25 protein-coding genes are annotated in these 24,730 nt (G+C 60.3%); 11 read left to right on the forward strand and 14 right to left on the reverse strand.

Going from position 1 to position 24,730, the window contains the following annotated elements:
• Positions 1 to 107: 107 nt before the first annotated feature.
• Positions 108 to 2,912, reverse strand: coding sequence for a DNA polymerase I (gene polA, locus KGB28_RS06265; protein WP_223443514.1), 2,805 nt, complete (start codon positions 2,910 to 2,912; stop codon positions 108 to 110).
• A 74-nt stretch (positions 2,913 to 2,986) separates the two neighbouring features.
• On the opposite strand from polA, the gene KGB28_RS06270 reads away from it, so the two are divergent.
• On the forward strand, positions 2,987 to 3,274 hold the full coding sequence (locus KGB28_RS06270; protein ID WP_046042673.1) for a DUF2782 domain-containing protein: 288 nt from the start codon (positions 2,987 to 2,989) through the stop codon (positions 3,272 to 3,274).
• Positions 3,275 to 3,334: 60 nt separating this feature from the next.
• Positions 3,335 to 4,285: a homoserine kinase gene (locus tag KGB28_RS06275; protein WP_223443515.1), complete on the forward strand. Its 951-nt coding sequence runs from the start codon at positions 3,335 to 3,337 to the stop codon at positions 4,283 to 4,285.
• A 49-nt stretch (positions 4,286 to 4,334) separates the two neighbouring features.
• Here KGB28_RS06275 and znuA read toward each other — a convergent pair whose 3' ends face one another.
• A complete protein-coding gene (znuA, locus tag KGB28_RS06280) occupies positions 4,335 to 5,255 on the reverse strand; it encodes a zinc ABC transporter substrate-binding protein ZnuA (RefSeq protein WP_223443517.1) in 921 nt (306 codons plus the stop codon).
• A 66-nt stretch (positions 5,256 to 5,321) separates the two neighbouring features.
• Here znuA and zur point away from each other — a divergent pair, with 66 nt between their 5' ends.
• The 7 genes from zur (at position 5,322) to KGB28_RS06315 (ending at position 10,995) form a co-directional block, all read left to right on the forward strand.
• Complete coding sequence (gene zur / locus KGB28_RS06285; RefSeq protein WP_008045818.1) at positions 5,322 to 5,804, forward strand: zinc uptake transcriptional repressor Zur; 483 nt, start codon at positions 5,322 to 5,324, stop codon at positions 5,802 to 5,804.
• The gene (znuC, locus tag KGB28_RS06290) at positions 5,804 to 6,589 is read left to right on the forward strand and encodes a zinc ABC transporter ATP-binding protein ZnuC (RefSeq protein ID WP_007989407.1); all 786 of its coding nucleotides are present in this window, start codon (positions 5,804 to 5,806) and stop codon (positions 6,587 to 6,589) included. Before zur ends, znuC begins: the two co-directional genes overlap by 1 nt.
• Positions 6,582 to 7,370: a zinc ABC transporter permease subunit ZnuB gene (gene znuB / locus KGB28_RS06295; protein ID WP_223443519.1), complete on the forward strand. Its 789-nt coding sequence runs from the start codon at positions 6,582 to 6,584 to the stop codon at positions 7,368 to 7,370. Before znuC ends, znuB begins: the two co-directional genes overlap by 8 nt.
• Positions 7,371 to 7,407: 37 nt before the next feature.
• Complete coding sequence (locus KGB28_RS06300; RefSeq protein ID WP_223443521.1) at positions 7,408 to 8,124, forward strand: PA5502 family lipoprotein; 717 nt, start codon at positions 7,408 to 7,410, stop codon at positions 8,122 to 8,124.
• Positions 8,125 to 8,473: 349 nt separating this feature from the next.
• The gene (locus KGB28_RS06305) at positions 8,474 to 9,481 is read left to right on the forward strand and encodes a methionine ABC transporter ATP-binding protein (RefSeq protein WP_223443523.1); all 1,008 of its coding nucleotides are present in this window, start codon (positions 8,474 to 8,476) and stop codon (positions 9,479 to 9,481) included.
• A complete protein-coding gene (locus KGB28_RS06310) occupies positions 9,481 to 10,155 on the forward strand; it encodes a methionine ABC transporter permease (RefSeq protein WP_008002212.1) in 675 nt (224 codons plus the stop codon). Before KGB28_RS06305 ends, KGB28_RS06310 begins: the two co-directional genes overlap by 1 nt.
• A 66-nt stretch (positions 10,156 to 10,221) precedes the next feature.
• Positions 10,222 to 10,995, forward strand: coding sequence for a MetQ/NlpA family ABC transporter substrate-binding protein (locus tag KGB28_RS06315; protein WP_223443525.1), 774 nt, complete (start codon positions 10,222 to 10,224; stop codon positions 10,993 to 10,995).
• A 174-nt stretch (positions 10,996 to 11,169) separates the two neighbouring features.
• On the opposite strand, the gene KGB28_RS06320 is transcribed toward KGB28_RS06315, so the two are convergent.
• The 5 genes from KGB28_RS06320 to KGB28_RS06340 are packed head-to-tail and all read right to left on the reverse strand — an operon-like array spanning position 11,170 to position 15,069.
• Positions 11,170 to 11,805 carry an SCO family protein gene (locus KGB28_RS06320; protein ID WP_223443527.1) on the reverse strand — a complete coding sequence of 212 codons (636 nt, stop codon included), beginning with the start codon at positions 11,803 to 11,805 and terminating at the stop codon, positions 11,170 to 11,172.
• Positions 11,802 to 12,701 (reverse strand): heme o synthase, encoded by a 900-nt coding sequence (gene cyoE, locus KGB28_RS06325; protein ID WP_008045805.1) that lies wholly within the window; start codon positions 12,699 to 12,701, stop codon positions 11,802 to 11,804. Before cyoE ends, KGB28_RS06320 begins: the two co-directional genes overlap by 4 nt.
• Complete coding sequence (locus tag KGB28_RS06330; protein WP_223443530.1) at positions 12,689 to 13,759, reverse strand: COX15/CtaA family protein; 1,071 nt, start codon at positions 13,757 to 13,759, stop codon at positions 12,689 to 12,691. The genes cyoE and KGB28_RS06330 overlap by 13 nt, the downstream gene beginning before the upstream one ends.
• Before the next feature lie 10 nt (positions 13,760 to 13,769).
• Positions 13,770 to 14,363 carry a hypothetical protein gene (locus tag KGB28_RS06335; RefSeq protein ID WP_223443532.1) on the reverse strand — a complete coding sequence of 198 codons (594 nt, stop codon included), beginning with the start codon at positions 14,361 to 14,363 and terminating at the stop codon, positions 13,770 to 13,772.
• Entirely contained in the window at positions 14,329 to 15,069 is a 741-nt protein-coding gene (locus KGB28_RS06340) for an SURF1 family protein (RefSeq protein WP_223443535.1), read from the reverse strand. Before KGB28_RS06340 ends, KGB28_RS06335 begins: the two co-directional genes overlap by 35 nt.
• 71 nt (positions 15,070 to 15,140) lie before the next feature.
• On the opposite strand from KGB28_RS06340, the gene KGB28_RS06345 reads away from it, so the two are divergent.
• On the forward strand, positions 15,141 to 15,344 hold the full coding sequence (locus KGB28_RS06345) for a twin transmembrane helix small protein (protein WP_154909723.1): 204 nt from the start codon (positions 15,141 to 15,143) through the stop codon (positions 15,342 to 15,344).
• Positions 15,345 to 15,380: 36 nt separating this feature from the next.
• Here KGB28_RS06345 and KGB28_RS06350 read toward each other — a convergent pair whose 3' ends face one another.
• The 4 genes from KGB28_RS06350 to coxB all read right to left on the reverse strand — a co-directional run bounded on the left by KGB28_RS06350 (position 15,381) and on the right by coxB (position 19,765).
• Entirely contained in the window at positions 15,381 to 16,268 is an 888-nt protein-coding gene (locus tag KGB28_RS06350) for a cytochrome c oxidase subunit 3 (RefSeq protein WP_223443537.1), read from the reverse strand.
• Positions 16,269 to 16,293: 25 nt separating this feature from the next.
• Entirely contained in the window at positions 16,294 to 16,845 is a 552-nt protein-coding gene (locus tag KGB28_RS06355) for a cytochrome c oxidase assembly protein (RefSeq protein WP_223443538.1), read from the reverse strand.
• A gap of 117 nt (positions 16,846 to 16,962) precedes the next feature.
• Positions 16,963 to 18,555 (reverse strand): cytochrome c oxidase subunit I, encoded by a 1,593-nt coding sequence (gene ctaD, locus KGB28_RS06360; protein WP_223443540.1) that lies wholly within the window; start codon positions 18,553 to 18,555, stop codon positions 16,963 to 16,965.
• Between the two features lie 82 nt (positions 18,556 to 18,637).
• Positions 18,638 to 19,765 carry a cytochrome c oxidase subunit II gene (gene coxB, locus KGB28_RS06365; protein WP_150728159.1) on the reverse strand — a complete coding sequence of 376 codons (1,128 nt, stop codon included), beginning with the start codon at positions 19,763 to 19,765 and terminating at the stop codon, positions 18,638 to 18,640.
• 369 nt (positions 19,766 to 20,134) lie between these two features.
• Here coxB and KGB28_RS06370 point away from each other — a divergent pair, with 369 nt between their 5' ends.
• Entirely contained in the window at positions 20,135 to 20,785 is a 651-nt protein-coding gene (locus KGB28_RS06370) for a hypothetical protein (protein WP_223443541.1), read from the forward strand.
• Between the two features lie 119 nt (positions 20,786 to 20,904).
• Here the strand turns inward: KGB28_RS06370 and KGB28_RS06375 are convergent, their stop codons facing one another.
• The 3 genes from KGB28_RS06375 to KGB28_RS06385 all read right to left on the reverse strand — a co-directional run bounded on the left by KGB28_RS06375 (position 20,905) and on the right by KGB28_RS06385 (position 24,555).
• Positions 20,905 to 22,431 (reverse strand): SulP family inorganic anion transporter, encoded by a 1,527-nt coding sequence (locus KGB28_RS06375; RefSeq protein ID WP_223443543.1) that lies wholly within the window; start codon positions 22,429 to 22,431, stop codon positions 20,905 to 20,907.
• Between the two features lie 90 nt (positions 22,432 to 22,521).
• Positions 22,522 to 23,253, reverse strand: coding sequence for a carbonic anhydrase (locus KGB28_RS06380; RefSeq protein ID WP_102669518.1), 732 nt, complete (start codon positions 23,251 to 23,253; stop codon positions 22,522 to 22,524).
• Between the two features lie 243 nt (positions 23,254 to 23,496).
• Positions 23,497 to 24,555 carry a PA0069 family radical SAM protein gene (locus KGB28_RS06385; RefSeq protein ID WP_223443544.1) on the reverse strand — a complete coding sequence of 353 codons (1,059 nt, stop codon included), beginning with the start codon at positions 24,553 to 24,555 and terminating at the stop codon, positions 23,497 to 23,499.
• Positions 24,556 to 24,730: the final 175 nt, after the last annotated feature.

A 24,730-nucleotide genomic window follows, 5' to 3' on the forward strand; every position in this document is an offset into this window, starting at 1 on the left:
TTTTTTCAAATAGCTTTGAAATAACTCTGATCGCCCTCCGGACTGAGCTGTTTTGCACCCTTCTGCCGCGGCACTATGCCGCAGCAGAAAAGGTCTTTTCAAAGGCCTCAGTGAGCCTCATCCCAGTTATTTCCAACACCCACTTCGACCAGCAACGGTACATCCAGTTTCGCCGCCTCGCTCATGTGCACGCGAATTTCATCGCGAACCTGGTCGATCAGGTCCTCCCGGACCTCAAGCACCAGTTCATCGTGTACCTGCAAGATGACTTTGGCATCGAGGCCCGACGCGGTCAGCCAGTTATCCACCGCGACCATGGCTTTCTTGATGATGTCTGCTGCGGTGCCTTGCATCGGTGCGTTGATCGCCGTGCGTTCGGCGGCGGCGCGCTCTTGCGGCTTGTTGGAGTTGATGTCCGGCAGGTACAGGCGACGGCCGAAGAACGTCTCGACATAACCTTGCTCGGCGGCCTGGGCACGCGTGCGGTCCATGTACTGGCGAACGCCGGGGTACCGGGCGAAGTAGGTATCGATGTAGGCCTTGGCGGTCTTGGTGTCGACGCCGATGTCCTTGCCGAGCTTCTGCGCACCCATGCCATAGATCAGACCGAAGTTGATCGCCTTGGCGCTGCGGCGCTGGTTGGAGGTCACGTCGGCCAGTTCGACCTTGAACACTTCGGCGGCGGTCGCGGTGTGTACGTCCAGATTGTGGCGGAAGGCGTTCATCAGCCCTTCATCCCGGGACAGGTGCGCCATGATCCGCAGTTCGATCTGCGAATAGTCCGCCGCCAGCAGCTTGTAACCGGTCGGGGCCACGAACGCCTGGCGGATGCGCCGCCCTTCGGCGGTGCGCACCGGGATGTTCTGCAGGTTCGGATCGCTGGAGGACAGCCGCCCGGTGGACGCCACCGCCTGGTGATACGAGGTATGGATCCGCCCGGTACGCGGGTTGATCTGCTCTGGCAGACGGTCGGTGTAGGTGCTTTTCAGCTTGCTCATGGAGCGGTATTCCATGAGCACTTTGGGCAATCGATAGTCGTCTTCTGCCAGTTTGGCCAGCACTTCTTCGGCGGTGGACGGCTGGCCCTTGGCGGTTTTCTTCAGTACCGGCAGGCCGAGCTTCTCGTAAAGGATCACGCCAAGTTGCTTGGGCGAACCGAGGTTGAATTCCTCCCCTGCAATCTCGAAGGCTTCACGCTCCAGCGCCACCATCTTGTCGCCCAGTTCGATGCTTTGCACGCCCAGCAAGGCAGCGTCGACGAATGCGCCCTGGCGCTCGATACGCGCCAATACCGGCACCAACGGGATTTCGATGTCGGTCAACACGCTGGCCAGGCTTGGAATGGCCGAGAGCTTTTCGAACAGGGTCTGGTGCAGACGCAAGGTGATATCCGCATCTTCGGCGGCGTAAGGCCCGGCCTGCTCCAGGGCGATCTGATCGAATGTCAGCTGTTTCACGCCTTTGCCGGCGATGTCCTGGAAACTCACCGTGGTGTGGTCCAGATACTTCTGCGCCAGGCTGTCCATGTCATGGCGCGTGGCCGTGGAGTTGAGCACGTAGGACTCAAGCATGGTGTCGAAGGCGATGCCACGCACGGTAATGCCGTTGTCCTGATCGCCACCGATGGCGCAGTTGGCCAGGATGTTCATGTCGAACTTGGCGTGCTGGCCGACCTTGAGCTTGTTCGGGTCTTCCAGAATCGGCTTGAGCGCGCGCAGGACCGTGTCGCGATCCAGCTGCTGCGGCACTCCGATGTAGGAGTGGGTCAACGGGATGTAGGCCGCTTCGTTAGCCTGAACCGCGAACGAAAGGCCCACCAGTTGCGCCTGCTGCGCATCGATGCCGGTGGTTTCGGTGTCGAAGGCAAACAGCTCGGCGCTGTTCAGTTTTTCCAGCCAGACATCGAAACGCGCTTGATCGAGGATGGTTTCATAGGCGGCTTCAGCAGCAGCGGCCGGTGCTTCGGCCTCAGGTTCGCTGAACAGATCGGCGGCCGGTGCAGGCTCGGCGGCAGCGCTCAGCTCCAGGCGTTTGGCGTCGCGATCAAGGTCGTTCAGCCAGCTCTTGAACTCCAGCAGGGTGTACAGCTCGTAGAGTTTCGCCGGATCTTCAGGACCCATTTGCAAGTCGTCGAGCCCGACGTCCAGCGGCACGTCGACCTTGATGGTCGCCAACTGATAGGAAAGGAAGGCCATTTCCTTGTGCTCTTCGAGCTTGGCCGGCAGGGTCTTGGCGCCGCGAATCGGCAGGGTCGGCACGATGTCGAGCTGCGCATAGAGCTCGGTCAGGCCACCGTTCACACCGACCAGCAGGCCGGAAGCCGTCTTCGGACCGATGCCCGGAACGCCCGGAATGTTGTCGGAAGAATCGCCCATGAGCGCCAGATAATCGATGATCTGCTCCGGAGCGACGCCGAATTTCTCCTTCACGCCCTCCACGTCCATGCTGCTACCGGTCATGGTGTTGACCAAGGTAATGTGACCGTCGACCAGTTGCGCCATGTCCTTGTCACCGGTGGAGATGATCACAGGACGATCCGCCGCCGCGCTGCTGCGGGCCAGGGTGCCGATCACGTCATCGGCCTCGACGCCTTCGACGCACAGCAGCGGGAAGCCCAGGGCGATCACGCTCTGGTGCAGCGGCTCGATCTGCACGCGCATGTCGTCAGGCATGCTCGGACGGTTGGCCTTGTATTCGGCGTACATGTCATCGCGAAAAGTCCCACCCTTGGCGTCGAACACCACGGCGAACGGACTGTTCGGATATTGCTTGCGCAGGCTCTTGAGCATGTTCAATACGCCCTTGACCGCGCCGGTCGGCAGGCCTTTGGACGTGGTCAGCGGTGGCAGCGCGTGAAAGGCGCGGTACAGGTAAGAAGAACCGTCCACCAGGACGAGGGGGGCTTGGCTCATGAGCAGGATCAACCTTTTCGGCGGGTCCGGCGCTAGAATAGCGGGACCGTTGACGACAAAGGGACAAGATTATCATGCGCACACTAAATCGCCTGTTGCTGGCTGGCTTGTTTGCAATCACACCTTTGGCCGTCATGGCGGCGGATGACGCCCCATCGGCAGATCCGGATGTCACGATCCGCACGGAAGGGGACAAGCTCATTCAGGAATACCGCCAAAACGGCTTCCTGTATGCGATCAAAGTCACGCCCAAAGGCGGCAAGCCGTATTTTCTGGTGCGCGCCGACGGGTCGGACGGTAACTTCATTCGCTCGGATTACCCGGATATGCTGATTCCGGCGTGGGAAATTTTTAAGTGGTAAGTCGTCCTTAACTTTAATCGGCGCTGGCTCAACAGCGGCGCCCGTACTGGCAGCTTAAACATGTCTGTGTTCACCCCCCTGGCTCGGCCCGAGCTGGAAGCTTTTCTCGCCCCTTATGGCCTCGGCCGCCTGCTTGATTTCCAGGGGATTGCCGCCGGTAGCGAAAACACCAATTTCTTTATCAGCCTGGAGCAGGGCGAATTTGTCCTGACCCTGATCGAGCGCGGTCCGGTTCAGGAAATGCCGTTTTTCATCGAACTGCTCGACGTGCTGCACGGCGCCGACCTGCCGGTGCCTTACGCCTTGCGCACCACCGACGGCGTGGCCTTGCGCGAACTGGCGGGCAAACCAGCGCTGCTGCAACCACGCCTGGCCGGCAAGCACATCAAGCAAGCCAACGCGCAACATTGTGCGCAGGTCGGTGAGCTGCTCGGCCATCTGCACCTGGCGACCCAGGCCAATATGATCAAGCGCAAAACCGATCGCGGCCTGGACTGGATGCTGGAAGAGGGCACGCAATTTTTGTCGCACCTCGGTGCCGAACAGAAAGACTTGCTGCAACGGGCGCTGGAAGAAATCACCCGGCAGAAAGAAAAAATCCTGGCACTGCCGCGGGCGAACATTCACGCCGACCTGTTCCGCGACAACGCGATGTTCGAAGGCACGCACCTGACCGGGCTGATCGACTTCTACAACGCCTGCTCCGGGCCGATGCTCTACGACGTGGCGATTGCCTTGAACGACTGGTGCTCGGACGACGATGGCGTGATCGATGGACCGCGAGCGCGGGCCTTGCTCGGCGCTTACGCGACCTTGCGGCCGTTCACCGCGGCCGAAGCCGAGTTGTGGCCGACCATGCTGCGGGTGGCTTGCGTACGGTTCTGGTTGTCACGCTTGATCGCGGCGGAGTCGTTCGCCGGGCAGGATGTGTTGATTCACGATCCGATGGAGTTCCAGTTGCGCCTGGCACAGCGGCAGACGGTCAATACGCCGTTGCCTTTCGCGCTTTAAAGGCTTTGACCTGTGGGAGCGAGCTTGCGCCCACAGGTTCTGGTGTCGGTTACAACGACTCCAGACACCCCGCCAGATCATTCCCCAGTTTCTCCAACACCTGCTCATAACCCTGAGCAGTCGCCGGCGTGTACCCGCCCAGCGCATCCAGCTCAGCCAGTTTCACTGGCAAACCCGCCACCAGGGTTTCCGCCAGGCGCGGCCGCAGCGGCGGTTCGCTGAACACGCAGGTCTTGCCGACTTCCTGCAAACGCGCGCGCATCGCCGCGACATGCTGGGCACCTGGTTGCACTTCGGCCGCGACGCTGAACACACCCACGTGCTTGAGGCCGTAGGCGTCTTCGAAGTAGTCGAAGGCTTCGTGGAACACGAAGTAGGGCTTGCCCTGAACATCGGCCAGGCGTTTCTTCAGGCGCGCATCCAACGCATCGAGACGCTCGTCGAAGGCTTTCAGATTGCTCTGATAGCGCGTGGCATTGTCAGGATCGGCGGCACTCAGGTCAGCGGCCATTTTGGTGGCGATGACCCGGGCGTTGACCGGCGACAGCCACAGGTGCGCATCCAGGCTGCCCGGACGGTGATCGTGATCATGTTCGTCGGCTTCTTCGGCGTGGGAGTGGTTATCTTCGGCAAAGTGACGCAGTTTCATGCCTGGCAAATCCTGCACGGCGACGCTGGGCAATGTACGACCATTGAGCACCCGTGGCAGGAAGCCTTCCATGTCCGGGCCGATCCAGTACAGCAGGTCCACCGATTGCACCTTGCGCACGTCGGAAGGGCGCAACGCATAGTTATGCGGCGAAGCACCCGGTGGCAGCAAAACCTCAGGAATCGCCACGCCGTCCTGCACCGCCGCGGCGATCAATTGCAGAGGCTTGATACTGGTCAGGACCTTGACCTCGGCCTGCGCCGAACCGATCAGCAGAAAACTTGCGATAAATGCGACAAAAACAGAAAAAAGTCGGGACACGATGACCACTCGAAGAGGCGAGAACGGGTAACATAATAACGTCTCTCACAAACGTCGTCGCCGCTCATGCTAAAAACACCGATCGCCAGCCGTCCCCACGACCACTCACATTGCGTTCACAGCGCTTTGTCCGAGGCCGATGCCCTGTGCGCACGTCAAGGCCTGCGCCTGACCGCGCTGCGCCGGCGAGTGCTGGAACTGGTGTGGCAAAGCCACAAGCCGCTGGGTGCCTACGACATTCTCGCGGTCCTCAGCGAGCAGGACGGTCGCCGCGCCGCGCCGCCGACGGTGTACCGTGCGCTGGATTTCCTGCTGGAAAACGGCTTGGTCCATCGGATTTCCTCGCTCAACGCCTTCATCGGCTGCAATCACCCGGAACATGCTCACCAGGGTCAGTTCCTGATCTGCCGTGTATGCCACGCCGCAATCGAACTTGAGCAAAAATCCATCAGCGACGCGATCATCGCCAGCGCCAGGGATGTCGGGTTTGTCGTCGAAGGCCAGACCGTTGAAGTGGTCGGTCTCTGCTCCGGTTGCCAGGGGGCTTGATGAGCAACGCACTGATCCGTCTTGAGCAGGTTGCGGTCACGTTCGCCGGGCAACCAGTGCTGGACAACATCGAGCTGAGCGTCGAGCCGGGGCAGATCGTTACCCTGATCGGCCCCAACGGCGCTGGCAAAACCACCCTGGTACGTGCCGTGCTCGGCCTGTTGAAACCGGACAGCGGCAGCGTCTGGCGCAAGCCGAAACTGCGGGTCGGTTACATGCCGCAAAAGCTTCATGTCGATCCGACTCTCCCGCTGTCAGTCCTGCGTTTCTTGCGCCTGGTACCGGGCGTGGACCGTGCGATGGCCTTGGCGGCACTCAAGGAAGTGGGCGCCGAACAGGTGATCGACAGCCCGGTGCAAAGCGTTTCCGGTGGCGAAATGCAGCGCGTGTTGCTGGCCCGGGCCTTGTTGCGCGAACCGGAACTGCTGGTACTCGACGAACCGGTACAGGGTGTCGACGTGGCCGGCCAGGCCGAGCTGTACAGCCTGATCACCCGCCTGCGTGACCGTCATGGTTGCGGCGTGCTGATGGTCTCCCACGATTTGCACCTGGTGATGAGCACCACGGACCAGGTGGTTTGCCTCAATCGTCACGTCTGCTGTTCCGGTCATCCCGAGCAGGTCAGCGGCGATCCGGCTTTCGTCGAGCTGTTCGGAAAGAACGCACAAAGCCTGGCGATTTATCACCACCACCACGACCACGCCCACGACTTGCATGGCTCGGTGGTCAAGGCGCCCGCGTCGGGCCAACCCCATGTTCACGGAGATAGCTGCAAGCATGGCTGATTTTCTGCTCTACGCCCTGCTTGCAGGCCTGGCTCTGGCCGTCGTCGCAGGCCCGCTGGGGTCTTTCGTGGTCTGGCGGCGCATGGCCTATTTCGGCGACACCCTGTCCCACGCGGCATTGCTCGGGGTGGCCTTGGGCTTCCTGCTGGATGTCAGTCCGACCGTTGCCGTGACCGTAGGCTGCTTGCTGTTGGCGGTGATGTTGGTGACTTTGCAACAACGCCAGCCGCTGGCATCCGACACGCTTTTGGGGATTCTCGCACCCAGCACGCTCTCTCTAGGTCTGGTGGTACTAAGCTTCATGCACGAAGTGCGGATCGACCTGATGGCTTATCTGTTCGGCGACCTGCTGGCGATCAGCCCGAGCGATCTGGCCTGGATCCTTGGCGGTAGCGCTGCGGTACTGCTCTTGCTGGTTGCGTTGTGGCGCCCATTGCTGGCAATCACGGTGCACGAAGAACTGGCCAGGGTCGAAGGCCTGCCGGTGGCGGGATTGCGCCTGGCCCTGATGCTGTTGATCGCCGTAGTGATTGCCGTGGCGATGAAAATCGTTGGCGTATTGCTGATCACTTCGTTGCTGATCATCCCGGCGGCTGCGGCACAACGTCACGCCCGCTCGCCGGAGCAGATGGCACTGGGCGCGAGCCTGCTGGGCATACTCGCCGTGTGTGGCGGACTGGCGCTGTCCTGGTTCAAGGACACCCCGGCCGGCCCGTCGATTGTGGTGACGGCCGCCGCGCTATTTCTGCTGAGTTTTGTTCTGCCCCGTCGAGGGGTGTAGACTTGCTCGTTTTTTGCGCAAATAGAGAGTCGCAGGAATGAAGTCGTTCGCCTCCCGTTATCTGCTCCTTGTCGCATTTTCTTTGCTGCTGGGCGCCTGCCAAAGCACGCCACCGGCGGCCACCGAGGCCGCCGATGCGCGGGCCACGGCCATCGTACAGCTGGAACAAAACATCGCCAGCGATGAACTGGCCATCGCCGAAGACCAATTGGCAGCCTTGCAGGCCGCATCGCCCAACGATGCGTCCCTTGAGCAATACCAGCGGCAACTGGCCGAAGCCTATCTGCGCCGCAGCCAGAGCGTGCTGCAAAAGGGTGATGTGGATGCCGCCGCGACCGCCCTGAGCCGTGCCCGCGCGTTGATGCCCAAGGCTCCGGCACTGACCGGCGGAGTCAACGGCTCGATTGCCCAGGCGCGCAAGGCTGAGCTGGAAAAAGCCGAAGCCGCCCTCAAGGCTGCCGAAGCCAAGCCAAAAGCCAAGGTTGTCGACCTGACGGCTGAAAGCACCACGGTTGTGCTGAATATCAACGATATGGGCAAACTGCGTCGCCAACTGGATGCCATCGCCGCCGATGTGGTGAATTTTCAGTGCGACGTGAGCATTCAGGCTCCACGCACCAACGATTACCCTTGGCTGGCTAACTTGTTGACCAAACGGGTGAAGAAACTCGATCCTGAGTTTGATCTGAAGCTGGAGCGGCAGATTTTGCGCAGTGTTCCGGCGCAGATGGTTCTAACGCCTCGTAAACCTTAAAAAGCTTCGCGAGCAAGCCCGCTCCCACATTGGATCTGTGACCGCCGCAGGCCCCATGTGGGAGCGGGCTTGCCCGCGAAGGCGTCCTATCTGGCAGTAAAACTCTCAGGCCGGAATCGCTTGACCTTCGCCTCCCTGCCCCAAACCCGATGCTGCCCACCAGGTCGAAATTGCCTTCGGCCTTGGGCGAGCTTCTTCAGCCGTTCCTTTTTTCTGACCTTTGATCGCGTTATTGCCAAATGACAGGACAAATGCGAAATAAATGCTAAGAACCTCTATACGGACAGGCTAAAATGCGCGCCCGGCTAACCGCTGATCCTTTTCTAACGCGCCCCACAAGGTTCGCTACGTGATCGAGTTTCAAAACGTCCATAAAACCTACCGCGTCGCCGGTAAGGAAATCCCCGCCCTGCATCCGACCAATCTAACGATTGAGAACGGGCAGGTTTACGGCTTGATCGGTCATTCCGGCGCAGGAAAAAGTACCCTGCTGCGTCTGATCAATCGCCTGGAAAACGCCAGTGGCGGCAAGATCATCGTCGACGGTGAAGAAGTCACCGCTCTCGACGCCAATGGTCTGCGCCGCTTTCGTCAACAGGTCGGGATGATTTTCCAGCACTTCAACCTGCTGGCCTCCAAGACTGTCGCTGACAACGTCGCGCTGCCACTGACCCTGGCCGGCGAGCTGTCGCGCAGCGAGATCGATGCGCGCGTGGCCGAGTTGCTGGCGCGGGTCGGTTTGTCCGACCATGCGAAAAAGTACCCAGCGCAATTGTCCGGTGGGCAAAAGCAGCGTGTCGGCATTGCCCGCGCCCTGGCGACCAAGCCAAAAATCCTGCTGTGCGACGAAGCCACCAGCGCTCTCGACCCGCAAACCACTGCATCGGTCTTGCAATTGCTGGCCGAGATCAATCGCGAGCTGAAACTGACCATCGTCTTGATCACCCACGAGATGGACGTGATCCGCCGGGTCTGCGACCAGGTAGCCGTGATGGACGCCGGCGTGATCGTCGAGCAAGGCTCGGTGGCCGAGGTGTTCCTGCATCCGAAACACCCGACCACCAAGCGCTTCGTGCAGGAAGACGAGCAGATCGACGAAAGCGAACAGCGTGACGACTTCGCTCACGTGCCGGGGCGCATCCTGCGTCTGACCTTCCAGGGCGAAGCGACCTACGCGCCGCTGCTGGGCACTGTCGCCCGGGAAACCGGTGTGGACTACAGCATCCTGGCCGGTCGTATCGACCGCATCAAAGACATCCCTTACGGGCAACTGACCCTGGCCGTGACCGGCGGTGACATGGAAGCGGCCTTTGCCCGCTTCACCGCAGCCGACGTCCACATGGAGGTGCTGCGCTAATGGAAGCCCTGACAAGTTTCTTCGCCAATATCGACTGGTTCGAAATCTGGCTGGCCACCGGCGACACCCTGCTGATGCTCGGCGGTTCGCTGTTGTTCACCGTGCTGCTCGGTTTGCCGCTGGGCGTGCTGCTGTTCCTGTGCAGCCCGCGCCAGTTGCTGGAAGCCAAAGGCGTCTACGCGATGTTGTCGCTGGTGGTGAACATTCTGCGTTCGCTGCCGTTCATCATCCTGTTGATCGTGATGATTCCGTTCACCGTGCTGATCACCGGCACGTCTCTCGGTGTCGCCGGTGCGATCCCGCCGCTGGTGGTGGGTGCCACGCCATTCTTCGCGCGCCTGGTGGAAACCGCCCTGCGTGAAGTGGATCGCGGCATTATCGAAGCGACCCAGGCCATGGGGGCGACCACGCGACAGATCATCACCAACGCCTTGCTGCCGGAGGCGCGTCCGGGCATCTTCGCGGCGATTACGGTGACAGCCATTACACTGGTTTCCTACACGGCGATGGCCGGTGTCGTGGGCGCCGGTGGTCTGGGTGACCTGGCGATCCGTTTCGGTTACCAGCGTTTCCAGACCGATGTGATGGTCGTGACGGTGGTATTGCTGCTGGTATTGGTCCAGGTGCTGCAAACCGTCGGCGACAAACTGGTTGTGCATTTCTCCCGTAAATAAGACAAGACATGAGCCGGCCATACGCTGGCAGGCGCCGGAAACGGTGCCGCACAAGGAGTTAGCTGAATGAAAAAACTACTCGTCGCCTTCGCTGCTGTTGCCGCATTCTCGGCCCACGCGGCCGAGACCCTGACCGTCGCGGCCACTCCGGTGCCACACGCCGAGATCCTCGAATTCGTGAAGCCGGCCCTGGCCAAAGAAGGCGTGGACCTGAAGGTCAAGGTATTCACCGACTACATCCAGCCGAACGTGCAGGTCGCGGAAAAGCGCCTGAACGCCAACTTCTTCCAGCACCAGCCGTACCTGGATGAGTTCAACAAGGCCAAGGGCACCCACCTGGTTTCCGTGGCCGGCGTGCACCTGGAGCCCCTGGGCGCTTACTCCAGCAAGTACAAGACCATTGCCGAACTGCCTGGCGGTGCCACCGTGGTCATCCCGAACGATGCCACCAATGGCGGCCGTGCACTGTTGCTGATGGCCAAGGCGGGCCTGATCAAGTTGAAGGATTCGAACAACATCCTGTCGACCGTGAAGGACATCACCGAGAACACCAAGGACCTGAAAATCCGCGAACTGGAAGCCGCGACCATCCCGCGCGTGCTGACCCAGGTCGACCTGGCGCTGATCAACACCAACTACGCGCTGGAAGCCAAGCTCGATCCGGCCAAGGACGCGCTGTTCATCGAAGGCAGCGACTCGCCTTACGTGAACATTCTGGTGGCTCGTCCGGATGACAAGGACAGCGAAGCGATGAAGAAACTGGTGGCTGCCCTGCACAGCCCGGAAGTGAAGGCCTTCATTCTCGAGAAGTACAAAGGCGCGGTGGTGCCGGCGTTCTGATCGACTGCTGCAACGAAACAGGGGACGCCAAGTGCGTCCCCTTTTTTGTACCTTGAAACATAGACCCCTGTGGGAGCGGGCTTGCTCGCGAAGGCGGTGTGTCAGCCACTATCAATGTCGGCTGAACCACCGCTTTCGCGAGCAAGCCCGCTCCCACAGGGTTTGGTGGTGTTTTCAGTTGCGCTTGAGCATCACCGGCAACTGCGCCACCAGCTTCGCATTGTTCAACGGCGCCCGAATAAACCCGCGCTGGGTACCGTCCGGCCCGATCACAGCGAGGTTGCCGCTGTGGTCAACGGTGTAGTTCGGCTTGCTGGTGTCCGCCGGAATAAACGGAATGCTCACCGCGTTGGCGATCGTTTGCAGCTCATCAGTCGACGCCGGGGTCAGGCCAATGAACTGCGAGTCGAAGTAGCCCAGGTACTGCTTCAGTTGCTTGGGTGTATCGCGGTTCGGATCGACGCTGACCAGCACGATCTGCAATTTATCCACAGCCTCGGGCGGCAACTCGCTCTTGATCTGCCGCAACTGGGCGAGGGTGGTCGGGCAGATGTCCGGGCAGAAGGTGTAGCCGAAGAACAGCAGGCTCCACTTGCCTTTCAATTCATTGATCGCGACCGGCTGGCCGTCCTGATTGGTCATCGTCACGTCCGGCAGATTACGGCTCTGCGGCAGCAAGATGATGCCGGCGTCGATCAGCGCCGTCGGATCGCCCTGGTTTTTCCCGGACAATACCTTGTTGACGGTCAGGCCCAGGATCAGTGCGACCAGGGCGACGAGTATGAAGACGGTTTTCTGGGTTCGAGTCATAGGTTCAACAGTAAGTAGTGGTCTACGAGCAGGGCGATAAACAGCAGGAACAAGTAGTAAATAGAGTACTTGAACGTGTTGATCGCCGCGTGCGGCCGAGTGCCACGGTACAGCACCACGGCCCATTGCAGAAACCGCGCGCCCAGCCCGAGCGCGCAGACCAGGTAGAGCGTGCCGCTCATGTGGATCACATAAGGCATCAGGCTGACGGCAAGCAATGCGAAGGTATAAAGCAGGATGTGAATCTTGGTGTAGTGCTCGCCATGGGTGACCGGCAGCATCGGGATATCGGCCTTGGCGTATTCCTCCTTGCGGTGGATCGCCAGCGCCCAGAAGTGCGGCGGGGTCCAGGCGAAGATGATCAGCACCAGCAGCAGTGGCTCGGCGCTGACGTGACCGGTGGCGGCCGTCCAGCCGAGCAATGGCGGCGCGGCACCGGCCAGCCCCCCGATGACGATGTTCTGTGGGGTCGCGCGCTTGAGGAATCCGGTGTAGACCACCGCGTAGCCGAGCAACGAGGCGAGGGTCAGCCATGCAGTCAGCGGGTTGGTGAACGCCAGCAGCATGGCTTGTCCGAGGACCGCCAATACCAGCGCGAACGTCAGCGCGGCGGTCGGCGAAACCCGGCCTTCGGCGAGCGGCCGTTTGTGGGTGCGCGCCATCACCGCGTCGATGCGCCGGTCCACCACATGATTGACCGCCGCTGCGCCACCGGCACACAGGGCGATGCCCAGGTTGCCGAAAATCAGCACCGTCCACGGCACTCCGGCACGGGTCGCAAGGAACATCCCCACCAGCGAAGTGATGAGCATCAGCACCACGACTTTGGGTTTGGTCAGTTCCAGGTAGTCACGCCAGATCGCCTGACTGGGACGTTCGCCGATCAGAATCGCCATGGCATCTCTCCTTTTATTGTTATGGGCCCGGCTGAGTGTTTACGCGGGCTGAAGTGCCAGCGCGCTTGCTTGACCCGGACCAGACTGGTTCGGGCGTGGTAATTGACCAGCACCATGGTCAGCAACAGCGCCGCGCCGCCCGCGTTATGTGCGACGGCCACCGGCAGCGGCAGATGGAACAGCACGTTGCTGATGCCCAGGGTGATTTGTGCGCCAAGGGCGATCAGCACCAGGCCTGCCAGGCGCGTCATGCCGACCGCTTTCAGTTGCCAGGCCAGACCGAGCAATACCAGTGTGACCAGTAACGCGCCGATGCGGTGGGTCAGGTGAATCGCCGTACGGGCGTCGCTGTCCAGTTGCCCGCCGAGGTAGTTCGGGCCGATGTGCTGGGTCAGGTGAAAGCCGTTGGCGAAGTCCGCCGCTGGCAACCACTGGCCGTGGCAGGTCGGAAAGTCGATGCAGGCCACGGCGGCGTAATTGGAACTGACCCAGCCGCCGAGGGCGATTTGCCCGATCACCAGCAACAGCCCCGCCGTCGCCCAGTGTTGCAAACGTCGTGGCACGGTCAGCGCCGGCAGTACGCCGGACAGGCGCAAGGTCAGCAGAAACAACAGGCTCAAGGTCGCGAAGCCGCCCAGCAAATGCCCGGTGACCACCTGCGGCCAGAGCTTGAGCGTTACCGTCCACATGCCAAACGCGGCCTGGCCAAAAACCACCGCCAACAGAAACAACGGCAGCTTCACCGGTTGCCCGGGATGGCGGCGATGCACCCACGAACGACCGGCCAACACCGCGATCAATAGCCCCAGCGTGCCGGCGAAGTAGCGGTGGAGCATCTCGTTCCAGCCCTTGTGGGCCTCGACCGGAGCGTCCGGGAAATGCAATTCGGCATGGGCCAGCTGGGCTTCGCTTTTCGGCACGCTGATGAAGCCGTAGCAGCCGGGCCAGTCCGGGCAGCCGAGGCCGGCGTGGGTCAGGCGGGTGTAGGCGCCGAGCAACACCACAATCAGTGCCAGCAAGGTGGCAAACAGCGCGAGGCGAAATCCAGGCTTGGCCATGACGATGCCCTTATCCGATGTTCGACAGTTTCAGCAGGTGGCGCAGATCGTTGAGCAGGTCCTTGCCCTTCACCGACGGGTCGTAGCGCAGCACCAGATTGCCGTGGGGGTCGATGATCCACAGGTGCGGCGCGTCATTGCTCTGAGCGCCTTTAGTGTAGGCAGGCAAATCCAGTGAATAGCGTTGCAACTGCGGGTACTCGCGTTGAAGTTTAGTCTCGTAATCGCTGTTCAGCGTCTGCGCGGCGGCCAATGCATGGCTGGCGCGGGACGCATCACGGCCGAGGCCGATCTGGACTTGCCGCGCCAGATACACCAGTTGCTGGCAGTCCACCGCGCATTCCTTGGGCGCCGTCACCAGTATCTGCCAGCGAGCTTCCTGGGCCTGCACACCGATGTCCGCGCGGGTCTGGCCGTTGCCGATCAGTTCGCCGTGATAACTGCGGCCCTCGGGCACCCAGAAGTTCAGCTTGTACATGCCTGTGGCGAGGATCATCGGACCGATCACCCCGAGCAGGATCAGCAGCAATTGCATACGGCCCTTGCGCCGGTTCACCGAAGGTTTCGCCTCAGACATGCTGGGTGGATTCATGGCCGCTCCCATGGTGTTTCTCCTTTGCGTTGTGCCAGCCGAGATAGAGATAAAGACCGAACAGGGCGATCGCCATGGCGAACCACTGCACGGCATAAGCGATGTGTTTTTCCGGGCCCATGGCGACTACTGGCCAGTCGGCCTGATAGATGGCGGGGCCGGTTTCGGCGCGCAGTTCGTAGGCAAAGCCTTCGCGGCTCAATGCTGTCCAGAGCTTTTCTGGCTCAACGGCCGTAATCAGCTTCGGCCATGTCAATGTTGTGGGATCTGCGTGCAATTGGAACGTCGCCCCGGGGGAGACGTAGACCCACGCGTCGAGGCTGACTGCTTCGGCAGGTGTCTTGAATTGCGGTGGTGTGCGACGCTCCGGCCAAGGCAACCAGCCGCGATTGACCAGCAGCCAAAGCCCGGAGGCCAGATCGTGAAAGGGTTGCAACAGCTCGACGCCGACCTTGCCGTTGCGTTGACTGTTATCCAGCAGCAGGCTGTGTTCGGCATCGAACTGGCCGTACAGGTGAACCCGACGGAAGGCCGGGTCTGTCGTGTGTTGCAGTTCGGTACTGGCCATCGGCTCGGCGGCCCGGCGTTCGGCGTAGGTTTGCAGCAGCGCGCCTTTCTCCGCGCCCCGACTCAATTGCCAGAACCCCAGGGACACCAGTAGCGGCAGCAACAGCGCGACCACCAACGTTGGCACGATACCCGGCCGAAAGCGCTTCATGGCATCGCCAGAAAGTCGGTCATCGCGATAGCTATACTCAAGTGCATCGCTTGTCCCCCTGGAGTCTCACCATGCTCAAAGCAGCCATCGTCCTGATGCTGATTGCCACGGTTGTCAGCCTGTTCAGCGGCCTGTTTTTTCTGGTCAAGGACGACAGCCGCTCAAACCGCCTCGTCATTGCCTTGAGTGTGCGAGTGACGCTGGCCGCCCTTACCCTCGGCCTGATCGCCTGGGGTTTTTTCAGCGGCCAACTGGTTTCCAATGTCCCGTGGTAGCTGTAGGAGCGAGCAAGCTCGCTCCTACAAGCCGCTTTAAAGCACATAGACGAAAACGAACAGCCCGATCCACACCACATCCACGAAGTGCCAGTACCAGCTCGCCGCTTCGAAGCCGAACTGGTGCTCGCTGTCGAAGTGCCCGCGCATGATCCGCATCAGCATCACGAACAGGATGATGGTGCCGATGGTCACATGGGCGCCGTGGAATCCGGTGAGCATGAAGAATGTCGCGCCGTAGATGCCCGAACCCAGGGTCAGACCCAGCTCGCGGTATGCGTGCATGTACTCTTCGGCCTGGAAGGTGAGGAACGCACAGCCCAACACTACGGTGAGCGCCAGCCAGAGTTTCAGTGCGCCGCGATGGCCCTTTTTCAAAGCGTGGTGGGCAATGGTCACGGTCACGCTGGAACTCACCAGCAACACGGTATTGAGCAATGGCAGACCCCAGGGGCTGATGACTTCCTTGGGCGGCGGAAACAGTTTCGAGTCGGGGTTGCTCAGCAGCGGCCAGGTGAACTGGAAGTTCGGCCACAGCATGTGCGCGATGCCTTTGGCACCTTCACCACCGAGCGCCGGCCCGGAGATGTGACGGACATAAAACAGCGCGCCAAAAAAGGCGATGAAGAACATCACTTCCGAGAAAATGAACCAGCTCATGCCCCAGCGGAACGAGCGATCCATCTGTGCGCTGTACAAGCCGCCGCGACTTTCCTTGATCACCGTGCCGAACCAGCCGAACAGCATGTAGGCCAGCAACAGGCCACCGACGAAAAAGATCAGCGGGCCGTGGGATTCCGGACGCGCTGCTTTCAGATCATTGAACCAGGTGGCCAGGCCAAACACCGTGACGAACATGCCGACCGTGGCGATGATCGGCCATTTGCTCTGGGCCGGGACGTAATAATGTTCATGAGTTGCCATTTATTGTTCTCCTTATCGGGCACGCTCAGCCGCCAGTGTTTACAGCTACCGGTGGATGTCGGGCGGTGATATCGAACAGCGTGTAAGACAGCGTCAGGTGCTTCACATCCTTGGGCATGTCACGGTCAACGATGAAACGCACCGGCATCTCGATCCGTTGACCGGGCTGCAGCACTTGCTGGGTAAAGCAGAAACATTCGGTCTTGTGGAAGTACGCCGCCGCGTTGCTGGGCGCGATGCTCGGCACGGCTTGGGCGCTCATCGGTTTATCGGTGGGGTTGTGGGCGATGAATATCATTTCGTTCACCGCCCCCGGGTTCGCGGTCAATTCGTCATGCTTTGGGTAAAAGTCCCACGGCATGTCGGCGGTGTTGGTCGACAGAAACTGCACGCGCACCTGGCGCGAGGTGTCGACCGTTTGCTCACCCTCGTACTGCCCGCCGGTCTTGCCATTAATGCCGAAGGCCTTGCACATCACGTCGTAGATCGGCACCAGCGCAAAGCCGAAGACAAACATTGCCACCACCACGGTCAGCAGGCGCGTGACCAGTTTCTTCAACGAAATCGAGTCAGCCATGGGCCAAGCCCTCCACGCAGAACCCTGTTGGAGCGGGCTTGCCCGCGATAGCGGCCTGCCTGACACACCGCGTCGCATGCATCGCAGGCAAGCCAGCTCCCACAGGACCGAGGCGTTTCATTTCACTTCCGGCGGCGTGGTGAAGGTGTGATACGGCGCCGGTGACGGAATGCTCCACTCCAGGCCTTCAGCCCCATCCCACGGTTTGGCCGGTGCCGGCGGGCCGCCGCGAATGGTCTTGATCACGATGAACAGGAAGAAGATCTGCGTGGCGCCAAACATGAATGCGCCGATCGACGACACCATGTTGAAGTCGGCGAACTGCAGGTTGTAGTCCGGAATCCGTCGCGGCATGCCCGCCAGTCCAACAAAGTGCATCGGGAAGAAGGCCAGGTTCATGCCGATGAACGACAGCCAGAAATGCAGCTTGCCCAGGGTTTCGTCGTACATGTGGCCGGTCCATTTCGGCAGCCAGTAGTAGGCCGAGGCGAAGATCCCGAAGATCGCCCCCGGCACCAGCACATAGTGGAAGTGCGCGACCACGAAGTAGGTGTCCTGGTACTGGAAGTCCGCCGGAGCGATGGCCAGCATCAACCCGGAGAAACCACCGATGGTGAACAGGATCACGAACGCCACGGCAAACAGCATCGGCGTCTCGAAAGTCAGCGAGCCTTGCCACATGGTGCTGGCCCAGTTGAACACCTTCACGCCCGTTGGCACCGCAATCAGCAGCGTGGCGTACATGAAGAACAACTCGCCCACCAGCGGAATGCCGACCACGAACATGTGGTGCGCCCAGACGATGAACGACAGGAACGCGATACTCGCCGTGGCGTAGACCATCGAGGTGTAGCCGAACAGTGGCTTGCGCGAAAACGCCGGAATGATCGAACTGACGGCACCGAAGGCCGGCAAGATCATGATGTACACCTCGGGGTGACCGAAGAACCAGAACACATGCTGGAACAGCACCGGGTCTCCGCCGCCGGCGGCACTGAAGAAACTGGTGCCGAAGTGGATGTCCATCAGCATCATGGTCACGCAACCCGCCAGTACCGGCATCACCGCGATCAACAGGAACGCGGTGATCAGCCAGGTCCAGACGAACAGTGGCATTTTCATCAGCGTCATGCCGGGGGCGCGCAGGTTGAGGATGGTGGCGATCACGTTGATCGCGCCCATGATCGAACTGATCCCCATCAAGTGGATGGCGAAGATGAAGAAGGTCACGCTTTCCGGCGCGTAGGTGGTCGACAGCGGCGCATAGAACGTCCAGCCGAAGTTCGGCCCGCCACCCGGAGTGAACAGGGTCGACACCAGCATCAGGAACGCCGCCGGCAACAGCCAGAAGCTGAAGTTGTTCATGCGCGGCAGGGCCATGTCCGGCGCGCCGATCATCAGCGGGATCATCCAGTTGGCGAGGCCGACGAAGGCCGGCATCACCGCACCGAAGACCATCACCAGGCCGTGCATGGTGGTCATCTGGTTGAAGAATTCCGGCTGGACGATCTGCAGCCCCGGCTGGAACAGCTCGGCGCGAATCACCATCGCGAACGAACCGCCAAGCAGGAACATGGAGAATGCAAACCACAGGTACAGCGTACCGATGTCCTTGTGGTTGGTGGTCAGCACCCAGCGCATCAGGCCTTTGGCGGGGCCGTGGGCGTGGTCGGTGGCGGTATGAACATGTTCATCGATTACAGCAGTCATGTTCTGTCTCCTGCAAACAGATGGGCTGGGCAGGCCGGGGTACGTAGCCCCGACCGGTTCCTTAAGTGCGCAATAGACCGGGTCATTTGCTTTCCGCCTGTTTCAGCTCCAGCACTTCTTTAGGCGTGACCATGTCGCCCTTGTTGTTGCCCCAGGCGTTACGTTCATAGGTCACGACCGCCGCGATATCGACTTCCGAGAGTTGCTTGCCGAATGCGGCCATGGAAGTGCCAGGCTTGCCGTGGAAGACAATGCTCAGGTGAGCGTCTTTCGGTCCGGTGGCGATTTTCGAGCCCTTGAGTGCCGGGAACATCGGCGGCAGACCCTGGCCTTCGGCCTGGTGACAGGCCACGCAGGTGGTGTGATAGACCTTGTCGCCGCGCTCTTTGAGCTCGTCGAGCGTCCATTCCTTGCTGGTCAGCTCTTTGAGCTGCGCGGCCTCGGTCTTGCGATCGGCCAGCCATTTTTCGTAATCGGCCTTTTCCTTGACCTCGACCACGGTCGGCATGAAGCCGTGATCCTTGCCGCACAACTCGGCGCACTGGCCACGGTAGATGCCGGGCTTGTCGATACGGGTCCAGGCTTCATTGACGAACCCGGGAATCGCATCGCGCTTGACCGCGAAAGCCGGCACCCACCAGGAGTGGATCACGTCGGCGGAGGTCACAAGGAAGCGCACTTTGGCGCCGACCGGCAGCACCAATGGCTTGTCGACTTCGAGCAGGTAATGCTCGCCCTTGGCTTCCTTGTTGTGGATCTGATCCTGGGGGGTGGTCAGGTTGCTGAAGAACTCGACGTCCTGGCCCAGGTATTTGTAGTGCCACTTCCACTGGTAGCCGGTGATCTGGATATCGATTTCCGGCTCGCTGGCGTCGTACATCTTGATCAGGGTTGCGGTAGCGGGAATCGCCATGGCCACCAGGATCAGGAAGGGCACGATGGTCCAGAGGATTTCGACGGTGGTGCTTTCATGAAATTTGGCGGCCACCTGCCCGGTCGAGCGGCGGTGGAGAATCATCGACCAGAACATGGCACCAAAAACGATGATGCCGATCACCACACAGATCCAGAAAATGATCATGTGCAGGTCGAATACTGCGTGACTGATTTCAGTCGCTCCAGGCGCCATATTCACAGTCCAGGCCGCTTGCGCCTGACTGAAAATCGACCACAACAGGAGGCCCATCCAGACATGTGGATGTCGCATCATTGCGGGTTCCCCTTATCGTTCTTGTTATCCCGCCGGCTTTCACCTGCGGCAAGGGAGCGGCTGCATCAGACTACGAACTTGAGCACCGGGCCTTGCTGCACATGCAGTCGGGCGTCATCAGCTAACTCCATTCCAACCCGAGTATAGACAGCACCTCTGACCTCGCAATGCGAAGGCGTAAATCGTCTGAAACAGCATTAACTTGCTTTGCAGGGTACGAATGGAGAAGGATGCAGACGAGTGGTGGCTAATCGATATAACGGGGCCGTCTCAAGGATGAAATAATTATGACAAATGCGTCTTAGCATTTTTCGTAAGCCAGCTAAGTTATGTCTTCCCTATTTCATTGCCTTGTTTCCTGGAGTTTTCATGAACACCGCCGCATTGCGCGAGCAGATCCAAAAAGCCCAACAACACGAAGCCGAGACCGGTCTGCTGACGCGTCAGCTGGCAAGTAAACTGCCTCATCTGCACCCGGCGATCCAATTGCCGGAGACCGATACCAACGGCGTACTGACGCGATTTGTCGCCGCCTACATCGAAGAAGTGCCCGATCTGCTGGATGCAGCCAATGAAGTCGCCAGGGAAGCGGGCATTGAGTCACAGATCAAACCGGTGCTGGCAATCGCCGAGCAGTACTTCCTCCAGCCGCCAGCCATCATGGCCGGCCATGTCGGGCTCGACAGCCTGCTGGATGAGGCCTATCTGGCGCACCGGTTTGTCGAAGAGGTCAATGACCTGTACATCAAGCATTTCGGCCAGCCACTGATCCCCTTGGACATGACTGTCGCCAACCTGATTGCTCACCAATTGATCGGTGAGTCGTTCGCCAACCAACTGGACGAAGTGGTGCATCACGCCATCGACGAGATGCTCAACGACGAAAGCTTCGCACTGGAGTCGGTGGAAGCCTACCGTGAAAAGCTCAACAGCCCGGACACCGGCGCCGCGTGGAAACGCTGGCCGTGCATGTCCCGCCGCTTGGGCGTAGGCCTGGAACTGGATCAGCCGGCGGCTTGATCCATCGGTAAACACAATCCCCTGTGGGAGCGGGCTTGCTCGCGAATGCGGTTTCACATCCAACATATGTGTTGGCTGATCCACCGCCTTCGCGAGCAAGCCCGCTCCCGCACTGTTATCTACCCGGCCGCGCCGACGCCAGTATTCGTCCGCACCCGCCCCTCAAGTCTGCGCTTCAACCCCCGCGATTCAATCATCAGCTTCGAACCCTTGGCCGCATTCGCCCGACCCCATTCCTCCAGCAACTCCAGACACGAGTGATCGATGTAGCTCAGATTATTGAGCGGCACATGCACCGTCGCGCCTGGTGGAATACTACCCAGCACCTGGGTCAGCGCCGGCACTTTGAGGAAGGTCGCCGCGCCTGCCAGACGCAATTCCATTTCCCCTTCCCGGGGCAGGTCGATCAGGCTGATTTTCAACCGCGAGGCTTTCAGCGCCAGTTTCACCAGCGTCAGGCCGAAGCCAATCAACACGCCGGTCAGCAGGTCCGTGAAAACGATGGCGAGCGCAGTTGCCGCATAGGTGAACATCGGCGCCCGGCCATACCGGCCCAAACCACGGAAGACCTTGAGATCCACCAGTTTGAAACCGGTGTACACCAGCACGCCCGCCAGGCTCGCCACCGGAATGCTTTGCAGCACGCTGGACAGCAACAGCACGAACGCCAACAACCACAGGCCGTGGAAAATGGTCGAAAACCGCGTGGTTGCTCCGGCCTGAACGTTCGCCGAGCTGCGCACGATAACGCCGGTCATCGGCAACGCCCCTAGCAGGCCACACAGCATGTTACCGATACCTTGCGCCGACAATTCCCGGTCGAAGTCCGAGCGCTGACCACTGTGCATGCGATCAACCGCGGCGGCTGAGAGCAAGGTTTCAGCGCTGGCGATGAAGGCCACGGCAAACGCCGCGATCAGCAAGGTCGGATCAGCCAGGTTGAGCAGATCCGCTGGCTTCAGCCAGTCGATGGCCTCCGTCAGGTTGGCCGGAACCTCGACCCGTTTGACCTGCAACGCCAGCACCAGGCTGGCAAGCGTGGCCAGACCGACGCCGAGTAGCGCGCCAGGAACGAAGCGCAGGGATTTCGGACGGAATTTCTCCCACAGCCACATGACGGCGATCGTCGACAAACCGAGCAAACCGGCTTGCCAGCCAAACGAGGGCAACGCCTGAGCCAGCGCCGCCGGGAAGGCCGCCAGGTTATCCAGACCCGAGGGCTTGGGCACGGCATCCAGCATCACATGCACCTGGGACAGAACAATCAGCACGCCAATCCCGGCCAGCATGCCGTACACCACCGCAGGCGCCGTCACCCGAAACCAGCAACCCAGCTTCAAACGGCCAGCCACCAGTTGCAGAAAACCTGCCAGCAACAGTATGGGCCCAAGCATGGCGATGCCGTGCTGGCGGACCAGTTCGAATACCAGAACGGCCAGGCCCGCCGCCGGGCCGCTGACTTGTAGCGGCGAGCCAGCCAACCAGCCGACCACCAGACCACCTATGATGCCGGTGATCAGACCTTTGGCCGGCGGCAGCCCCGAGGCAATCGCGATGCCCATGCACAGGGGCAGGGCGACCAGAAAAACAACCACCGAAGCCAGCAGCTCCCGTGGCAGAACAGCTTTGAGTCGAGCAGCACGCATGGTGAGTCTCCCGAAGTTTTCTTCAGGCATGGCAAAACCAGGCTGCCTGAACGGCAGCCTCAGCTGAACCACACAACGATTTAGGAGGGTTTAGAAGCGCGCTTTGGGCGTCGCCACGGGAATTGGCAGGCTGCCATTGAGCGGCAGGAAACAGCCTTGATCGGCGTCGTACGCTTTGATTTCGCTGGTTTCGATGTTGTAGACCCAGCCGTGAATAAATAACTGACCGTTGGCCATGCGCGAGGCCACCGACGGATGGGTGCGCAGATGCTGCAATTGAGCGATCACGTTCTCTTCGGTAAGGATGTGCATGCTTTCGCTTTCGCTAGAGCAGTTGCAGTTCTCCTGCACCATGGTTTTGGCCACTTCGGCATGACGCAGCCAGGCTTTGACCGTGGGCATTTTTTCCAGACTGTCCGGGTTGAGCACCGCGCGCATGGCGCCGCAGTCGGAATGCCCGCAAATGATGATGTGATGCACCCCCAGAGCCAGTACGGCGTACTCGATGGCCGTGGAAACACCACCGTTCATTTGCCCGTAAGGCGGCACGACGTTGCCGACGTTACGGGTCACGAACAGGTCGCCGGGGGAGCTCTGGGTGATCAACTCGGGAACGATGCGCGAATCGGCGCAGGCAATGAACATCGCTCGTGGCCGCTGGGCCGTGGCGAGTTTCTTGAAGAGCTCTTCCTGCTGGGGAAAGACCTCATGATGAAAATGCAAAAAGCCGTCAACGATGTGCTGCAACGCTGCATCGGCGGTTTCCGCCTCGGGTTGGGCTGAAGCCGACGCAGCCAACGGCTGTTTATCCTTGTCACTCATGATTCATCCTCATTGGCGAAGTCAGGGAATCTTCCCGTGTGGTCCGGTGTGAAGCCAGTGGCTGGTTAAAAAACATCCAGGTCAAGCATTTCGACCCATCAGTCACTCGATGAACAAGGTAGCGGCCGAATCTTAATTGAAACTGAATAAAACGCTCTAGGACGCGTGTTCCAGGTCAAAAAAAACGTGACCAGCCTAAGGCCTGAGCGCGCTCTTCAGTACTCAACCATAGGCCAATTGTCCTCAAATCAACGACATTTGGCGACCGGGCGGACAAAAGGCATTGCAGTCCAGGTCAAAGCCTTCCCGGCGATTGAGCCCTAGGCGCTTGATGGTTTTGGCAAAGCGCTGTGCCAGCAGGTCGGCGAAGGGGCCTTCGCCGCGCATTCGAGCACCAAAGCGGCTGTCGTAGAGTTCACCACCACGGCTCTGACGAATCAGGCTCAGCACATGCGCCGCCCGTTGCGGATAGTGGGCACCCAGCCATTCTTCGAACAGCGGCGCCACTTCCAGCGGCAGGCGCAACATCATGTAAGCAGCACTTTGCGCCCCGACCGCATGGGCCTCGATGAGCAGGCTTTCGAGTTCGCTGTCGTTGATCATCGGGATCATCGGTGAACACAGCACGCCCACCGGAATGCCTGCATCGCGCATGACCTTGATCGCCCGCAACCGGGCCTTGGGCGCCGCCGCGCGGGGTTCGAGGATGCGCTTGAGTTCGTCGTCCAGGGTGGTCAGGCTGATCATTACCGCCACCAGTCTCTGGCTGGCGAGCTCGGTCAGCACGTCCAGGTCGCGAAGAATCAGCGATCCCTTGGTGACGATGGTCACCGGGTGCCGGTAACGCAGGAGTACTTCGAGGGTTTGCCGGGTGATCTTGTATTCACGCTCAATCGGCTGATAGGGGTCGGTGTTGGAGCCGAGGTTGATCGGCGCACATTGATAGCCACGTTTGGAGAGCTGCTCCTCCAGCACATCCACGGCGTTGGTCTTGGCAATCAGTTTTGTCTCGAAATCCAGCCCCGGCGACATGTCCCAATAGGCGTGACTGGGACGTGCGTAGCAATAGATGCAGCCGTGCTCGCAGCCGCGGTAGGGATTGATCGAGCGATCGAAGGGCAAGTCCGGTGAAGTGTTACGGGTAATGATGGTTTTTGCCCTTTCGATGCTCACCTCGGTGCCTTGGGTGAGCGGCACTTCCTGATACCAGCCGTCGTCCTCAGCCACTGAATGGTTGGGGGCAAAGCGGTTGTGCGGGTTGGTTGCGGTGCCGCGGCCGCGGGGAGGCAGAGGACTAACCATCGGCGGACTCCTTTATCTGTATATTCATACAGTATCCGACCTGCTGCGAATCGGCCAGTACCGCTCAGCCCTTCATCTGACGACAGGGCGTCATGAGCTTACTTGTTCATCAATTATGAGAAAACTGAGGAAACATATAGTCAGTGGTTAGATCCAATACCCACCCGTATATTCA

The sequence above is a fragment of the Pseudomonas sp. BF-R-19 genome, from assembly GCF_019956445.1.
In the GTDB taxonomy this organism is placed as follows: domain Bacteria; phylum Pseudomonadota; class Gammaproteobacteria; order Pseudomonadales; family Pseudomonadaceae; genus Aquipseudomonas; species Aquipseudomonas fluorescens_BH.

Excerpts from the sequence above, each read along its gene's own strand:
- cyoE (WP_008045805.1), bottom strand. The coding sequence starts at position 12,701 with ATGGCGATTCTGATCGGCGAACGTCCCAGTCAGGCGATCTGGCGTGAC.
- znuB (WP_223443519.1), top strand. The coding sequence starts at position 6,582 with ATGGCTGATTTTCTGCTCTACGCCCTGCTTGCAGGCCTGGCTCTGGCC.
- KGB28_RS06335 (WP_223443532.1), bottom strand. The coding sequence starts at position 14,363 with ATGGGAGCGGCCATGAATCCACCCAGCATGTCTGAGGCGAAACCTTCG.
- KGB28_RS06340 (WP_223443535.1), bottom strand. The coding sequence starts at position 15,069 with ATGAAGCGCTTTCGGCCGGGTATCGTGCCAACGTTGGTGGTCGCGCTG.
- KGB28_RS06385 (WP_223443544.1), bottom strand. The coding sequence starts at position 24,555 with ATGGTTAGTCCTCTGCCTCCCCGCGGCCGCGGCACCGCAACCAACCCG.
- polA (WP_223443514.1), bottom strand. The coding sequence starts at position 2,912 with ATGAGCCAAGCCCCCCTCGTCCTGGTGGACGGTTCTTCTTACCTGTAC.
- znuC (WP_007989407.1), top strand. The coding sequence starts at position 5,804 with ATGAGCAACGCACTGATCCGTCTTGAGCAGGTTGCGGTCACGTTCGCC.
- KGB28_RS06275 (WP_223443515.1), top strand. The coding sequence starts at position 3,335 with ATGTCTGTGTTCACCCCCCTGGCTCGGCCCGAGCTGGAAGCTTTTCTC.
- KGB28_RS06320 (WP_223443527.1), bottom strand. The coding sequence starts at position 11,805 with ATGACTCGAACCCAGAAAACCGTCTTCATACTCGTCGCCCTGGTCGCA.
- KGB28_RS06270 (WP_046042673.1), top strand. The coding sequence starts at position 2,987 with ATGCGCACACTAAATCGCCTGTTGCTGGCTGGCTTGTTTGCAATCACA.
- KGB28_RS06370 (WP_223443541.1), top strand. The coding sequence starts at position 20,135 with ATGAACACCGCCGCATTGCGCGAGCAGATCCAAAAAGCCCAACAACAC.
- ctaD (WP_223443540.1), bottom strand. The coding sequence starts at position 18,555 with ATGACTGCTGTAATCGATGAACATGTTCATACCGCCACCGACCACGCC.
- KGB28_RS06355 (WP_223443538.1), bottom strand. The coding sequence starts at position 16,845 with ATGGCTGACTCGATTTCGTTGAAGAAACTGGTCACGCGCCTGCTGACC.
- zur (WP_008045818.1), top strand. The coding sequence starts at position 5,322 with ATGCTAAAAACACCGATCGCCAGCCGTCCCCACGACCACTCACATTGC.
- KGB28_RS06345 (WP_154909723.1), top strand. The coding sequence starts at position 15,141 with ATGCTCAAAGCAGCCATCGTCCTGATGCTGATTGCCACGGTTGTCAGC.
- KGB28_RS06350 (WP_223443537.1), bottom strand. The coding sequence starts at position 16,268 with ATGGCAACTCATGAACATTATTACGTCCCGGCCCAGAGCAAATGGCCG.
- KGB28_RS06310 (WP_008002212.1), top strand. The coding sequence starts at position 9,481 with ATGGAAGCCCTGACAAGTTTCTTCGCCAATATCGACTGGTTCGAAATC.
- KGB28_RS06330 (WP_223443530.1), bottom strand. The coding sequence starts at position 13,759 with ATGGCCAAGCCTGGATTTCGCCTCGCGCTGTTTGCCACCTTGCTGGCA.
- KGB28_RS06300 (WP_223443521.1), top strand. The coding sequence starts at position 7,408 with ATGAAGTCGTTCGCCTCCCGTTATCTGCTCCTTGTCGCATTTTCTTTG.
- KGB28_RS06315 (WP_223443525.1), top strand. The coding sequence starts at position 10,222 with ATGAAAAAACTACTCGTCGCCTTCGCTGCTGTTGCCGCATTCTCGGCC.
- KGB28_RS06375 (WP_223443543.1), bottom strand. The coding sequence starts at position 22,431 with ATGCGTGCTGCTCGACTCAAAGCTGTTCTGCCACGGGAGCTGCTGGCT.
- coxB (WP_150728159.1), bottom strand. The coding sequence starts at position 19,765 with ATGATGCGACATCCACATGTCTGGATGGGCCTCCTGTTGTGGTCGATT.
- KGB28_RS06380 (WP_102669518.1), bottom strand. The coding sequence starts at position 23,253 with ATGAGTGACAAGGATAAACAGCCGTTGGCTGCGTCGGCTTCAGCCCAA.